This is a genomic window from Microbacterium sp. (assembly GCF_041909575.1).
In the GTDB taxonomy this organism is placed as follows: domain Bacteria; phylum Actinomycetota; class Actinomycetes; order Actinomycetales; family Microbacteriaceae; genus Microbacterium.
The window spans coordinates 36,154-49,956 of the sequence record NZ_JAYRDE010000004.1 but is presented as its reverse complement, the minus strand read 5'-3'; the positions used below and the strand labels follow the sequence as shown (position 1 = coordinate 49,956).

The 13,803-nt window shown below is 72.4% G+C and carries 12 protein-coding genes; 5 read left to right on the top strand and 7 right to left on the bottom strand.

All coding sequences use genetic code 11. From position 1 onward, the window contains the following. Positions 1-86: 86 nt before the first annotated feature. Both ACE3O1_RS01325 and hemE read right to left on the bottom strand, forming a co-directional pair. A complete protein-coding gene (locus ACE3O1_RS01325) occupies positions 87-1,304 on the bottom strand; it encodes an NAD(P)/FAD-dependent oxidoreductase (protein ID WP_374311647.1) in 1,218 nt (405 codons plus the stop codon). After that, complete coding sequence (gene hemE, locus ACE3O1_RS01320) at positions 1,297-2,355, bottom strand: uroporphyrinogen decarboxylase (protein WP_374311645.1); 1,059 nt, start codon at positions 2,353-2,355, stop codon at positions 1,297-1,299. The genes ACE3O1_RS01325 and hemE overlap by 8 nt, the downstream gene beginning before the upstream one ends. A 59-nt stretch (positions 2,356-2,414) precedes the next feature. On the opposite strand from hemE, the gene ACE3O1_RS01315 reads away from it, so the two are divergent. The 3 genes from ACE3O1_RS01315 (at position 2,415) to ACE3O1_RS01305 (ending at position 6,109) form a co-directional block, all read left to right on the top strand. Next, complete coding sequence (locus tag ACE3O1_RS01315) at positions 2,415-3,671, top strand: glutamyl-tRNA reductase (protein WP_374311643.1); 1,257 nt, start codon at positions 2,415-2,417, stop codon at positions 3,669-3,671. Between the two features lie 81 nt (positions 3,672-3,752). Continuing rightward, on the top strand, positions 3,753-4,589 hold the full coding sequence (locus ACE3O1_RS01310; RefSeq protein WP_374311641.1) for a MerR family transcriptional regulator: 837 nt from the start codon (positions 3,753-3,755) through the stop codon (positions 4,587-4,589). A gap of 143 nt (positions 4,590-4,732) precedes the next feature. Further along, positions 4,733-6,109: a DUF222 domain-containing protein gene (locus ACE3O1_RS01305; protein WP_374311639.1), complete on the top strand. Its 1,377-nt coding sequence runs from the start codon at positions 4,733-4,735 to the stop codon at positions 6,107-6,109. A 37-nt stretch (positions 6,110-6,146) separates the two neighbouring features. Here the strand turns inward: ACE3O1_RS01305 and ACE3O1_RS01300 are convergent, their stop codons facing one another. Both ACE3O1_RS01300 and ACE3O1_RS01295 read right to left on the bottom strand, forming a co-directional pair. Continuing rightward, positions 6,147-6,905 (bottom strand): ZIP family metal transporter, encoded by a 759-nt coding sequence (locus tag ACE3O1_RS01300; protein WP_374311637.1) that lies wholly within the window; start codon positions 6,903-6,905, stop codon positions 6,147-6,149. A 193-nt stretch (positions 6,906-7,098) separates the two neighbouring features. Then, a complete protein-coding gene (locus ACE3O1_RS01295) occupies positions 7,099-8,175 on the bottom strand; it encodes a Glu/Leu/Phe/Val dehydrogenase dimerization domain-containing protein (RefSeq protein WP_374311635.1) in 1,077 nt (358 codons plus the stop codon). A 244-nt stretch (positions 8,176-8,419) separates the two neighbouring features. On the opposite strand from ACE3O1_RS01295, the gene ACE3O1_RS01290 reads away from it, so the two are divergent. Both ACE3O1_RS01290 and ACE3O1_RS01285 read left to right on the top strand, forming a co-directional pair. Next, complete coding sequence (locus ACE3O1_RS01290) at positions 8,420-9,220, top strand: class I SAM-dependent methyltransferase (protein ID WP_374311633.1); 801 nt, start codon at positions 8,420-8,422, stop codon at positions 9,218-9,220. Between the two features lie 77 nt (positions 9,221-9,297). Continuing rightward, positions 9,298-9,774, top strand: coding sequence for a YbaK/EbsC family protein (locus tag ACE3O1_RS01285; RefSeq protein WP_374311631.1), 477 nt, complete (start codon positions 9,298-9,300; stop codon positions 9,772-9,774). A 1-nt stretch (position 9,775) separates the two neighbouring features. Here the strand turns inward: ACE3O1_RS01285 and ACE3O1_RS01280 are convergent, their stop codons facing one another. From ACE3O1_RS01280 to ACE3O1_RS01270, 3 genes are read right to left on the bottom strand one after another with little or no spacing between them, the layout of a single operon-like run. Further along, complete coding sequence (locus ACE3O1_RS01280) at positions 9,776-11,701, bottom strand: glycogen debranching N-terminal domain-containing protein (RefSeq protein WP_374311629.1); 1,926 nt, start codon at positions 11,699-11,701, stop codon at positions 9,776-9,778. Then, positions 11,698-12,609 carry a carbohydrate ABC transporter permease gene (locus ACE3O1_RS01275; RefSeq protein ID WP_374311627.1) on the bottom strand — a complete coding sequence of 304 codons (912 nt, stop codon included), beginning with the start codon at positions 12,607-12,609 and terminating at the stop codon, positions 11,698-11,700. Before ACE3O1_RS01275 ends, ACE3O1_RS01280 begins: the two co-directional genes overlap by 4 nt. Next, entirely contained in the window at positions 12,606-13,799 is a 1,194-nt protein-coding gene (locus ACE3O1_RS01270; RefSeq protein WP_374311625.1) for a carbohydrate ABC transporter permease, read from the bottom strand. The genes ACE3O1_RS01275 and ACE3O1_RS01270 overlap by 4 nt, the downstream gene beginning before the upstream one ends. Positions 13,800-13,803: the final 4 nt, after the last annotated feature.

Genomic DNA, 13,803 nt, shown 5'->3' with positions numbered 1-13,803 from the left:
GGTCGGGCGGTGATCTGGGGAGGATTCCGGGCCGGCTCAGGCGCAGATGCCGACGTTGTGCTCGCGCCACCCCCGGCGGCAGTGCGTCAGGAGGCGAGGAGGAGCTGGGCGGTGCGCTCGGCGTGGGCGACGATGCCGGCCAGGCCCGAGCCGGCGACGGTCTCGCCGACGACGATCGGGTCGGACGCCGCCTTCGTGGGTGCTGCGGGGGCGGGCCGGGTCCACACGACGTGGGCGGTGCCGACCACGATCGGCAGCTCCACGCCGAGAAGGGCCTCGGCGTCGGCGCGAGCCGTGCCCGCGGGGTCGGCCGGGGTCGCGTCGTAGGACAGGCGCAGCACGTGGCGTCCACCGGCGGCCTCGCGCAGCCAGTCCCACTTCGCCGTCGCGTGCGTGAGGGCGCGGGCCGACACCTCGGCCCCGTCGGCGACGAGCAGTCCGCTGCCGCGGGGAGCGGCATCCAGTTCCGGCTGTTCGACGACGAGCGTGACGAGGTCGATGCGGCGCCCGGGACGAGAAGCGGATGCTGCGCCCGCCGCCGCCACGACCACCCGGCCGGGCAGCTGCGAGACGTCCTCGACGCGCGAGCCGAGCCGGATCGTGCCGCCGTGGCGCTGGAGGTCGGCCGCGAGCGCCGGGATGATCCGGTGCAGGCCGCCGCGGATCCCGGCGACCGCGGATCCCGGGGGAGCGGTCGCGCGCAGGGCGCCGACCGCGCCCGCGAGCGATCCGGCGGCGATCAGCTCGGCGGGGAGGGACGGGTGCGCGCGCGTCAGCGGGACCTCGTCCGGGTGCTGCGAGTGCACCCCGTGCACGACGGGCGCGACGAGCCGCTCCAGCACCGTGTCGCCGAAGCGCGCCCGCACCAGCGCACCGAGCGACATCTCCGCCGCGCCGGGCGCCAGGGGAAGCGCATCCAGCCGCACGGCCGCCTCCGCGGCCTCGCGCCCGACGACCCGCACGACGTCGTCTGCGAGCGGATCTGAGGGGATGCCGAGCAGCGCGGTCGCCGGCAGCGGGACCGCGTCGCCGGAGGCGGGCTGCAGCCAGGCCGGGCCCGGGCGCGGCTCGACGACGTCGTCCCCGAGGCCGAGCTCGGCCAGCAGCCTCGCGACGACCCCGCCGCGGACGGCGAAGCTCTCCGCGCCGGCATCCAGGGCGATGCCGGCCACCTCGTGGCGCGCGACCGTTCCGCCGAGGCGGCCCGTGGCCTCGTGCACGGCGACGGAGACTCCCGACAGTGCGAGTCGCCGGGCCACCACGAGCCCCGCGACACCGCCGCCGACGACGGAGACCTCAGCCATGTGCGTGGACGAACTCCACGAGTCGCGTGAGCACGGTCGGATCGCTCTCGGGCGGCACGCCGTGGCCGAGGTTCACCACGTGCGCGGGGGCGGCCCGTCCGCGGTCGAGCACATCGCGCACGTGGGCCTCCAGCACCGGCCACGGCGCGGCGAGCAGCGCCGGGTCGATGTTGCCCTGCAGCGGCACACCCCCGCCCAGCCGGCGTGAGGCCTCGTCCAGGGGGAGGCGCCAGTCCACGCCCATCACGTCCACCCCGATGCCGTGCATCGCGGCGAGCAGCTCGGCGGTGCCCACGCCGAAGTGCACGAGCGGCACTCCGAGGGCCCGGGCCGGTTCGAGGGCTCGGGCCGAGTGCGGGGCCACGTGCGAGGTGTAGTCGCTGAGGCTCAGCGATCCCGCCCACGAGTCGAAGAGCTGGCCGGCGGAGGCTCCGGCCTCGAGCTGCGCTGCGAGGAAGGCTCCCGTGACATCCGCGCACCACGTGAGCAGCGCCGACCACGTCGCGGGGTCGGAGTGCATGAGCGCGCGCGTCTTCAGCTGCTCCTTCGACGGACCGCCCTCGACGAGGTACGACGCGAGAGTGTACGGCGCCCCCGCGAACCCGATGAGGGGGGTCGCGTCGAGCTCGGCGACGGTGAGGCGCACGGCCTCGCGGACGGGCTCGAGAGCACCAGGATCCAGCGGCGGCAGCGCCGCGACGTCGGCCGCCGTGCGCACGGGCTCGGCGAGCACCGGACCCCGTCCCGGGACGATGCGCACGTCGACGCCGGCGAGCTTCACGGGGATCACGATGTCGCTGAAGAAGATGCCCGCGTCCACCCCGTGGCGCCGCACCGGCTGCAGCGTGATCTCGCTCGCGAGCGCCGGGTTCAGGCAGGCGTCGAGCATGTCGGTGCCCACGCGCAGCTCGCGGTATTCCGGCAGCGAGCGGCCCGCCTGGCGCATGAACCAGACCGGTGTCGTCGCCGGGCGCTCGCCGCGGTAGGCGCGGATCAGCGGCGGGGCGACATACCCGGCGGCCAGGGTGGGGTGGGAATCTTCCAGGGGCACGGAACAACCTTAGGCACACCTTCCGAAACGGGACTCCGAGGGTGCCTTAACATGGAGGGGTGCTCCTCTGTCTCACCGCGAACCATCGGAACGCGAGTCTCGACGTCCTGGAGCGACTCTCCCAGGGGGCTCCGGCCGCCACGCGCGCGCTCGTCGACGAGGAGCTCTTCGTCGCCGGCGCGGTGGTCCTCGCCACCTGCAACCGCTTCGAGGCCTACCTCGACATTGATGAGCCGCTCACCGGCGGTGAGGCGGTCGCGGTCGAATCCGTCGTCGAGGCGATGGCCGCGGCATCCGATGTCCCCGTCGACCTGCTGCGCTCGTCCGTCGCCGTGCACCAGGGGGCGGATGCCGCGGCCCACCTCTTCGCGGTGACCAGCGGCCTCGAATCCGTCGTCGTCGGCGAAGACGAGATCTCGGGCCAGGTGCGCCGCGCGCTGGACGCCGCACGCGCCGAGGGAATGACGAGCGGCGAGCTGGAGCGGCTGTTCCAGAAGGCGACCCACACGAGCCGCGGCATCCGCAATCGCACCGGCCTTCGCGGCACCCACCGCTCGCTGGTGCGGTTCGCGCTCGAACTCGCCTCGTCGCGCATCGCCGACTGGTCCGCGGCGCGCGTCGTCATCGTCGGCACCGGGCGCTACGCCGCACGCACCGTCGAGGCCGTGCGCGCCCGCGGTGCCCGCGATCTTCGGGTCTTCTCGCCCTCGGGCCGGGCGAGCGCCTTCGCCGCCCAGCACGGACTCGTGCCCGTCGAGGACTTCGCCGCGGCCTCCGCCGACGCCGACGTCGTCATCACCTGCACGGCCGACGCCGTCGTGCACGCCGACGCGTTCACTCCCGGGCATCGCGTGCTCGTGATCGACCTCGGGCTCCCGCGCAACGTCGACCCCGAGGTCGGAGCCGTCGACGCCGTCGAGCTGCTCGACCTCGAGACGATCCGCCTGCACGCTCCGCTCGAGGAGTTCAGCGCCCACTCCGACGCCCGCGCCATCGTCGGCGACGCGGCGACCGAGTTCGCCGCCGACCGCGCCGCCGGCCCCGCCATCACCGCGCTGCGCAGCGAGGTGCTCGGGATCGTCGAGGCCGAGATCGCCCGTGCCCGCGCCCGCGGAGCCGGAGCCGATACCGAGGCGGCGCTGCGCCACCTCGCCGGCGTGCTGCTGCACCGGCCGTCCGTGCGCATCCGCGAGCTCGCCGTGGACGGACGCCTCGACGAGGCGCACGCCGCCCTCGAGACGCTCCACGGCCTCACCGTCGACGACGGGGAAGCGGCCGCGCGCGTGGTCGATGACGGCTGGTCGGCCTCGGCCTGACGCGGTTTCGGGGTCTCCGACTCGAGCTTTTCGAGGGTGCCGGCTCTTCCGCTTGACTCTCACGCTGTGTCAGGGTCGAGCGTGGTCTCCACCATGTACACCATCGGAGAGTTCGCCGCCCTCGGGCGCGTGAGCGTGCGGATGCTGCGGCACTACGACGCGATCGGGCTGCTGGAGCCCGCTCGCGTCGACGAGCGGAGCGGCTATCGGCATTACGCCGACGCGCAGCTCGGCTCGCTGCTGCGGATCGTCGAGCTGAGGGACCTCGGCTGCGGTCTGGACGAGATCGGCGTCGTACTGGCCGCGGGCGATCCGTCCGCGGCGATGCACGACCTCCTCGTGCGGCGTCGCGCCGAGCTCGAAGCGTCGATCGCGCAGGACCGCGACCGCGTCGCCAGGATCGGCGAACGACTCCGTCGCCTGGAAGGAGAGGACACCATGTCCGCACGTGTCGAGTACCGCCCGCTGGAGCCTGTCACCGTCTACGCCGTCGAGGGCCGTGCCCCCGGCATGGGGCCCGAGAACGTCTCGCCCGTCATCGATCCGCTGCTCGGAAGGCTCATCGGCGCCATCGAGGCCGCCGGGCGATCGCCGCTCGAACCCGGCGTGTTCTGGTACGAGGCCGTCCCCGACTCCGAGGCGCTCGCCGTGCACGTCTCGTTCACAGCGGATGCTCCGCCCGCAGCCGGTGACGGGTACGACGTCGTCGAGCTCCCGGCCGTCGAGACGGCCGCCGTGCTGGCGCATCGGGGCGACATGCCGTCGATCGGCCGTTCGTGGATGGAGCTCATGGGCCGGCTCGTGGACGACGGCTACCGCGTCGTCGGCCCCACCCGGGAGGTCTACGTGCACGCGCCCGACGACCGGCCGCAATCGGAGTGGGTGACGGAGCTGATCGCGCCCGTCGAGAAGGTCTGAGCCGGACGGACGCCGCGCGGCGGGGTTCTCGGCCCTCCCTGGGTTTGGCGGGGTCGCGCCGGGTGGGGGCCGCGGTTCGGTGCCCTCGGGTGGGTTGTGGATAACTCGGGATGGGTGTCGTACATATGTTCTAATATTGGACCATGTCATCCATTCCCGATTCGCCGCACGGCGCGGACTCTGGCCCCGATGACGGGGAGGCGTATCCGGACGACTGGGGGCCGGAGCCGGACGACTGGGGCGCGTATCCCGACGACTGGGGCGCGGAGTTTCTCCCTCCCATCCCGGATGCCGTCGACCTCGTCGTCGAGGTGGACGCCATGATGGCGGTGTTCGCCGCGCAGCGGCTCGAGCGCGTCGACGCGATGCGGCACGATGCGCTGGACGCCGCGGCGCGGCTGGGTGTCGCGCTGACCGAGGTCGTCGAGCGCGGCATCCGTCTCGAGCTGGCGGCGGCGCTGCGCGTGACCGAATCGGCCGCGGGGGACTTGATCGCGCAGGCAGACGCACTCGTGCATCGCTTCCCGGCGATGCTCGACGCCCTCGGCGCCGGCCGCACCACCGAGCGCCACACCGCGATCTTCGTCCGGGCGATGGCGGCGGTCGAGCCCGAGTTCCACGCCGTGGTGGTGCCGCAGGCCGTCGCGCTCGCCGAGGTCGAGGCGGTCGGCGCATTCCGCCGCTCGCTGACCAGACTCATCGAGACTGTGCGGGCGCAGACGCTCGACGCCCGGCACCGCGAGGCGCTTCGGCAGCGGCGCGTCCATGTCGAACAGGTCGATGAGGGCATGGCGTGGCTGTCGGCCTATCTGCCTGCCGTCGAGGCCCACGCCATCCACGGCCGGCTGACCGCGATGGCGAAGGCGATCGTCGCGGACGAAGGCGAGTCCCGCACGCTCGACCAGGTGCGTGCCGACGTGCTGGGCGACCTCCTCATCGAGGGCGAGACGGCGGCGGTGCCCGAGGCCGCCCGCGGCATCCGGGCCTCTGTCGTCGTCACGGTTCCCGCCCTCGCACTGCTCAGCGATGCTCTGCCGCCGGGCGCTGAGCCGGCGTCGGTCGAGGGCATCGGGCCGATCCCGCATGCCCGCGCGCGCGAGCTGTGCGGCGGAGAGACCGACTGGACGCGCGTGCTGACGCATCCCGAGACCGGCATCGTCCTCTCGGTCGGCCGCGACAGGTACCGGCCACCGCCCGAACTCCGCAGGCTGGTCCGATGGCGAGCCGACAGGTGCATGGCGCCCGGGTGCGGGATGCCGGCGTCGCGGTGCGAGATCGACCATTCGATCGCGTGGCAGGACGGCGGTGAGACCGCGCTGTGGAACCTGTGTCCGCTGTGCAAGGGGCATCATCGGGTGAAGCATCACGGGGGATGGACGGTGCGCCAGCTCGACGGGAGCGGCGGAGCCTTGGAGTGGATCTCGCCCACCGGGCGCCGCTATGTCGTGGAGCCCGAGCGGCGGGTGCCGGTGTTCCGAGTGAGCGCCGACGCGGTGGCGACGGATGCTGCGCCCTTCTGACGCCCATGGGGTGCCGGGCGTCTGGGCAGGCCTGTCGTCAGGCCAGCTCGTGCAGGAGAAAGGCCGCGAGGAAGCCCACGGTCGCATACAGGCCGGTCAGCGCGCGCTGCTCCTCGAACGCTTCGGGGATCATCGTGTTGCACACCATCGCGAGCAGGCCGCCCGCGGCGATCGTGGTGATGAGGGCGATGAGCTGCGGCGACGCGGACTGGAAGGCGACGAAGCCGAGGACGGCGGCGACGACGGTCACGAGCGCGATGCCCGACCACAGCAGGGCGATGCTTCGGCCGCTCGTCCCGCTGCGCTTGAGGGCGGCGGTCGAGCCAAGCCCCTCGGGGAAGTTGCTGATCGCGATGGCGGCGACGATGGGGATGCTGATGCCGCCCTGCAGCACCGAGAGTCCCATCACGATCGACTCCGGGATGCCGTCGATGAGGGCGCCGATCGCGATCGCGACGCCCGTGCCGCCGGCGAGCCGAGAACCCGCGCGCCGCGCGGCGATGTTCGCCGGCAGATCCGCCGTCGGATGCTTCGGCCGGGAGACGAGCCAGTCCGCGACGATGTAGAGCACCGCGCCCGCGAGGAAGCCGACCGTCGTCGGCACGAGCCCGCCGTCGTCCGCGGCCTCCTCGACGAGCTCGAACGCGAGCGTGGAGATGAGGACGCCGGCGCCGAGCGCCATGATCCCCGCCACCACCCGCTGCGGAGTGTCGACGAACCACGCCACCGCCGCACCCACCAGAAGGGTGCCGCCGCCGATGAGGCCGCTCAGTGCAGCGAGCCACACATTCGCCATGGCGTCAACATAGACCCCGCACGACGACGGATGCCCCGGCCACGCGGGTCGGGGCATCCGGTCGTGTCATCGCCGATCACCGCCGATCACCGCCGATCACCGCCGGTCATCAGCGTGAATCAGCGCAGCGCGTCATCGCCGCGTCAGCGCCGCGGATCAGCGCCGCGGATCATCACCGAGTCAGCGCCGCGGATCAGTGCGCGAGCGCGTGCCCCCGCTCGCCGGCCGCAAGGCGCTCGGCCGCGAGCCCCTCCGCCGCCTCGAGCGGGGTGACGCCACGCGCCTCGGCCTCGTCGTAGATGCGGCGCAGGGTGTCGCCGATGCGCGAGACGCGGTCCATGATCTCGGTGCGCGTCCCGAGCTTCTTCGCCTCGAGGTCGAGATAGATCACCCCGCCGGCGTTCACGACGAAGTCGGGGGCGTACAGGATGCCGCGACCGGCCAGACGGTCGGCTCCCGCGCGCGCCGCGAGCGGGTTGTTCGCCGGACCGCACACGGCCTTCGCGTCGAGCGCGTCGATGACGTCCTCGGTGAGCAGCCCGCCGATGCCGGCCGGGACGAACACGTCGGCGGGAACGAGATGCTCCTCGCCGGGCATGCTCCAGGCCGCACCGAGCTCCGCGGCGAGGTCGCGCTTCGCGGGGTTCACGTCGGTGACGGTGAGCACGGCGCCCTCGGCTGCCAGGCGCACCGCGAGGCGGCTGCCGACCTGACCGAGGCCCGACACCGTGATGCGACGACCGGTCAGCTCCGCCGAACCGGTCACCCGCTCCAGGGTCGCCCGCAGCGATTCGTACACACCGAGGCTCGTCGGACCCGCGGGCTCACCCGAGCCGCCGACCGCATCCGGAAGGCCCACGACATGCTCGGTGCGCTCGCTGACGACGAGCATGTCCTCCGTCGTCGAGCCCACGTCCTCCGCCGTGCGGTACAGACCGTGCAGCGACTCGACCGCGTCGCCGAGGTCGAGGAACGCCGCGCGACGGCGCTCGGCGTCGAGCACCGTGCCCTCGGGGAGGGCGATGACGGACTTGCCGCCGCCGGCATCCAGGCCCGCCGCGGCGTTCTTGAGCGTCATCGCGGCCGACAGGCGCAGCGCGTCGCCGAGAGCGTCGCTCCAGTGCGGGTAGGTCCACAGACGCGCACCGCCCAGAGCGGAGCCGAGTACGGACGAGTGCAGCGCGACCGCGATGAACAGTCCGCTCCGCCGGCCGGTGATCACCTCCACGCGCTCGTGCGTGAAATCGGGCAGGGGCAGGGTGTGCGTCATCGCGTTCTTCCTTCGGCGGGCCTTGTGGGCAGTGCGCTGCGGACGCCACGGCGTTGCGGCATCCACCTCCATTGCACCACTGCGCAACGAAGTGTTCAACCGGGCCACGCTGAAGCGCGCAAAGTGCGCAACGGGCACCCGGCGATCGGTGCCGAAGATGCGCACGCTGGTGACCCGTGCGCGACGCCGCCCCGGCGCGCGTCATCAATCACCCGGACGACGGTCACGGGGTTACTGTCGGACCATGCCCGAGCAGTACACCCACGGCCACCACGAGAGCGTCCTGCGCTCGCACGACAAGCGCACCGTCGAGAACTCGGCGGCCTACCTCGTCCCGTCGCTGCGACCCGGCCAGCGGATCCTCGACGTGGGCTCCGGACCCGGCACCATCACGATCGACCTGGCGGAGCGCGTGGCACCGGGCCACGTCACGGGACTGGATGCCGCCGCCGACGTCGTCGAGAAGGCCACGGCGCTGGCCGCCCAGCGCGGCGCCCGCAACGTCTCGTTCGAGGTCGGCGACGCCTACGCGCTGGATGCCGCGGCGGGGGCGTTCGACGTCGTCCACGCCCACCAGGTGCTGCAGCACCTGTCGCGCCCGGTCGACGCGCTGCGCGAGTTCCGGCGCGTGCTCGCGCCCGACGGAATCGTGGCCGTCCGCGACGTCGACTACGCCGGCGTCATCTGGTACCCGCTCCTCCCCGGCCTGGCCGAGTGGCACGAGGTCTACCTGCGGGTGCACCGCGAGGTGGCGGGAGAGCCGGCCGCCGGCCGCCGGCTCAAGGCGTGGGCGCGCGAAGCGGGCTTCGCCGACGTCGTCTCCTCCGCATCGCTCTGGCTCTTCGAGACGCCCGAGGCCCGCCGGTGGTGGGGAGGATCGTGGGCCGACCGGGCCCTGCACTCGTCGTTCGCGCAGCACGCGGTCGAACGGGGCATCGCCGACCGGGCCGGCCTCGAGCGCATCGCGGAGGGATGGCGGACATGGGCCGCGTCGGACGACGGCTGGTTCCTCATGCCGCACGGCGAGATCATCGCGCGCGGCTGACCCCCGGCCGACGAGTCCGACCGACGACGCCCGACCCTCCGACGATCGCGTGCCCGGCATCCTCGTAGGCTGAGCGCGTGACCTCCCACCTCCCCGCCCGCAGCCGCCTCGTCCACGACTCGCTCCGCGCCGCCGGCATCACCGGCGACATCGTGGTGCTCCCGGATGCCGCATCCACCGCCGCGCTCGCCGCAGCCGCCCTCGGGATCGAGGTGGGCGCGATCGCCAACAGCCTCGTGTTCTGGTCGGACGACGAGCCGCTGCTCGTGATGACGAGCGGCGCCCACCGCGTCGACACCGCCGCACTCGCGGAGCGCCTCGGGCGAGGCAGCATCCGCCGCGCGACCCCGGAGCAGGTGCGGGAGGCCACCGGCCAGGCCATCGGGGGAGTGGCGCCCACGGGGCATCCGTCGCCGCTCACCACTGTGATCGATGAGGACCTCGCGCGCTACGACGAGATCTGGGCCGCCGGCGGCACCCCGCACACGGTCTTCCCCCTGACCTACGACGAGCTCGTCGCCCTGACCGGTGGCACGGTCGCGAAGGTCGACTGACTCAGGCCGGATCCCCGAGGATCTCGAGGCACACGACGGCTGCCGCCGCCGACCAGGCCTGCGGTCGGCACGCCGCCGGGTACGGCGTCGGCACGGACGACTCCGACGCCGGATCCCCGGCATGCAGCTCGGGCACGCGATAGGCGAAGCCGTCGGCCGCGGCGAGCATCCCCTCCGCGACGCTGCGCGCATGCCCGTCCAGCCCGGCACGGTGCAGGGCACGCGCGACGATCGCGGTGTCGTGGGTCCAGACGCTGCCGCCGTGATACGACAGCGGCCAGTATCCGGCGGCTCCCGTCGACATCGTGCGGATGCCGAACCCGGTCGACATCGAGGATCCCGCGAGCAGCTCCGCGACCTCGCGCTCCTCGTCGGCGTCGAGGATGCCCGTGCCGATCAGGTGCCCGATGTTGCTCGTGAGCGCGTCGACCGGGCGCTTGTCGCGATCGAGGGCGATCGCGGGGTAGTGCCCCTCGGGCGTCTCCACCCAGTACGCTGCGCGGAACCTGTCCCGAAGCTCCGCCGCCCACGTCCGCAGCGCCTCCGGCGCGAGGACACCCTCGTCGGCGCCGCCGAACGCCGCCAGCACCTCGGCGCCGGACAGCGCCGCCTCATACGCGTAGCCCTGCACCTCGCACAGTGCGATCGGCCCGTCCGCGAGGCGCCCGTTGCGCCACTGGATCGAGTCGCCCGAGTCCTTCCAGCCCTGATTGGCCAGCCCGCGGCCACTGCGGTCGATGTAGTCGAGGAACCCGTCGCCGTCGCTGTCGCCGTGCTCCAGGATCCAGCGCAGCGCCCCGCGCAGCGCGGGAAGCAGCGCGCGCACCTCGGCCTCCGGCATCCCCGCTCGCCACGCGTCGGCGAGGAGGCACACCCACAGGGGCGTCGAGTCGACGCTGCCGTAGTACTGCGGCGGCAGCACGATGCCCTCTCCGGGCATCTCCAGCGCCGAAGCACGCAGCTCGTGCAGGATCTTGCCCGGCTCCTGCGCCGTCGCCGGGTCGTCGTGCGTGCCCTGCATGGCCGCGAGAGCGCGGAGCGTGGATGCCGCGATCCCGGCGTCGAGCGGCAGCACCAGCCGCGCCGCCCACAGCGAGTCGCGTCCGAACAACGTGAAGAACCACGGCGCCCCCGCGGCGAAGAACACGTCCCCGCCCTCGCCAGACGTCGTGAGCCGCAGCGCGTCCAGGTCTCCCATAGCGGTGTCGAGCCAGCGGTCCAGTCGAGGTTCCGGAGTCGCCGCCGGGCGCGCCACCGTCCCCGCCCAGGGCTCGCGCGCCCCGTGGACGACGAGGGTCGCGTCGTGCAGCGCGAGGGTGAACGAGACGGATGCCTCGCCCCCCGCCTCCACGCGGACCGGCCATTCGACACGAAGTCGCCCGCCGGCCGCCCGCACGCCGGCGCCGCCGGCCGTGAGCGCGAACGACTGCTCACCCGAATGCGCCGTGGCTGAGGCATCCGTCGTCTGCACCTCGAACGGCTGCGGCGAGGCGATGCCCGCCTTGACGTCGTGCAGCGACGCGAACTCCGGCTCGACCTCGAGCGTCAGGGCGGTGTCGATCGGTCCGGCCAGGCGCGAGCGCACGGTCCAGGTCTCGGTCAGCTCGCCGTCTGCCACCCGGCGGTCCCGGACGATCCGCACCTTCGGGTCGGGCGTGGCGTCGTCGACCCCGCGCAGCAGACCGCCGAAGACCACGCGGGACGGTCCGTCGGCCGCCGCTGAGATCCACTCCACCGGCGAGTCGCGGCATGTGACCGAGAGAGCCCGGACATGGCGCACATCCCCGTGGTACACGCCGTCGATCGGCTGCGTCCCGATCTCGCCGTCGCGTCCCGACCACACCTGGGTGGGCGCGCGCAGCACGATGACGGCATCGTCGAGCAGGGGCTGAAGAGGCGGCGAGGCCTCGTCGTGGGCGGGGGTCATCCCTTGACGGCTCCTTCGGAGGTGTTCATGATCTGCCGCTGGAAGATGAAGAACATCACCGCGACGGGAATGGTCATGATCGCCGCAGCGGCGAGCTTGATCGGGTACTGCTGACCCTGGCCCAGCTGATTGGACGCCAGTGAGGCGACGCCCTTCGTCAGCGTGGTCAGCTCGGGCGACTGCGTCGACACGATGAAGTGACTCAGCTCGTTCCATGAACCCTGGAACGACAGGATCACGATGGTGATGAGCGCCGGCCGGGCCATCGGCAGCACGACCGACCAGAAGATCCGGAACGCACCGGCGCCGTCGATGCGCGCCTGCTCCTCCACCGAGACCGGGATGGACTCGAAGAAGTTCTTCATGATGAACACGCCGGCCGCGTCCACGAGCAGCGGGATGATCATGCCGGCGTAGGTGTCGTAGATGCCGAGCTGATTGATCACGAGGAACTTCGGGATGAGGAGCACCACGCCCGGCACCGCCATCACCGCGATGACCGCGGCGAACACGATCCCGCGCCCGCGGAACTGCAGCCGCGCGAGGGCGTAGCCGGCGAGCGACACGAAGAACACGCGGCCGAGGGTCACGCAGATCGTCACGATCGTCGAGTTGGCGAACCACACCGGGTAATCGCTGTTGCCGAAGAGCCGCTCGTACGCCGCGAACGTGATGGTCTGCGGGATCAGCGAGATCGGATCGGCGGCGGCCTCGGCCTCGGTCTTGAAGGACGTCGCCACCTGCACGAGGAACGGGTAGATGTAGATCACCGCGAGCACGATGAGCAGTGCGTACAGGAGGATCTGCCACACGATGCGGCGCGAGAGGATGCGCTGCCTGGTCGGCTTCTCGAGGCGCGGCTGCTCCTGGTTGAGCACCAGCGACTCGGACAGCGTCGTTCCGGTCATGGCTTTGCTCCCTTGTCCGTCGGCTCGGGCACGTCGGTCGGCTCCGGAACCGTGGGCACCCGGGCGGATGCCGCGACCGCCGGAGACGCGGTCGACGGCCGGGTGGGCAGCTGGTACTGCCGGGCACGGCGCTTGGACACCGGGCGCTCACGGAGCACCCACCGCTGGAACGCGGTGAACGCCACGATGATCGCGAAGAGGATGAAGGCGATCGCGGCGCCCTGGCCCCAGTCCTGGTCGAGGAAGGCCGACGTGTACGAGAGGTACGCGGGGGTCATCGTCGTCTTGGCGGGCGTGCCCTGCGTGCCGGTGTAGATCTGGTCGTAGATCTGCCAGCAGCCGATGAGTCCCAGCGTGATCACGGTGAACAGGGTCGGCCGCAGCTGCGGCAGCGTCACGCGCCAGAAGCGCTGCCAGCCATTGGCGCCGTCCATCATCGCCGCCTCCTGGATCTCGCCGCCGATGTTCTGCAGCGCCGCGACGAACAGGAGCATGAAGGTGCCGCTCGTCGTGAAGACCGCCATGAAGATCAGGGCGGTCATCGCCACGGAGGGCCCGCCGAGCCACTGCCACCAGGACAGTCCGAGGAAGTCGTTGTCGGTGAGCACGGCCGGACCCTCGGTCACGCCGACCGAGGCGAGACCGTTGTGGATGATGCCGCTGGGGTCGCTGAACCAGTTCGGGCCGTTGATGCCGATCCACGAGAGGACCTCGTTGACGACTCCGGAAGCCGAGAACAGGAACAGCCACAGCACGGTGATCGCGACGGTGCTGGTCACCGAGGGGAAGTAGAACGCGGTGCGGAAGAACCCGCGGCCGCGGAGGATCGCCCGGTTGACCAGCACCGCGAGGAACAGCGCGAGCGCCGTCTGGAGCGGGACCACGAGCAGCACGTACCACGCGTTGTTGCGCAGGGCGATGCCGAAGTCGCGGGTGGGCAGGCCGCCGTCGACGGTGACGGCGGCGTAGTTGTCGAAGCCCACGAAGCTCACGTTGCCGGAGAACGGGCTGCCGCGCCCCGACCAGTCGGAGAAGCTGACCCACAGCGCCATGAGCACCGGGATCAGGAGGAAGACGCCGAGGATGATCAGGACCGGTCCCGTGAACACCCACCCGGCCAGCGCCTCCCCGCGCCGGAGCCCGTTTCGGGGGCGCCGGACGCGGGAAGGCGCCGTCGCTGTCGCGGTCATGGGG

Excerpts from the sequence above, each read along its gene's own strand:
- ACE3O1_RS01270 (WP_374311625.1), bottom strand. The coding sequence starts at position 13,799 with ATGACCGCGACAGCGACGGCGCCTTCCCGCGTCCGGCGCCCCCGAAAC.
- ACE3O1_RS01300 (WP_374311637.1), bottom strand. The coding sequence starts at position 6,905 with ATGGCGAATGTGTGGCTCGCTGCACTGAGCGGCCTCATCGGCGGCGGC.
- ACE3O1_RS01325 (WP_374311647.1), bottom strand. The coding sequence starts at position 1,304 with ATGGCTGAGGTCTCCGTCGTCGGCGGCGGTGTCGCGGGGCTCGTGGTG.
- ACE3O1_RS01295 (WP_374311635.1), bottom strand. The coding sequence starts at position 8,175 with ATGACGCACACCCTGCCCCTGCCCGATTTCACGCACGAGCGCGTGGAG.
- ACE3O1_RS01275 (WP_374311627.1), bottom strand. The coding sequence starts at position 12,609 with ATGACCGGAACGACGCTGTCCGAGTCGCTGGTGCTCAACCAGGAGCAG.
- ACE3O1_RS01280 (WP_374311629.1), bottom strand. The coding sequence starts at position 11,701 with ATGACCCCCGCCCACGACGAGGCCTCGCCGCCTCTTCAGCCCCTGCTC.
- ACE3O1_RS01290 (WP_374311633.1), top strand. The coding sequence starts at position 8,420 with ATGCCCGAGCAGTACACCCACGGCCACCACGAGAGCGTCCTGCGCTCG.
- ACE3O1_RS01305 (WP_374311639.1), top strand. The coding sequence starts at position 4,733 with ATGTCATCCATTCCCGATTCGCCGCACGGCGCGGACTCTGGCCCCGAT.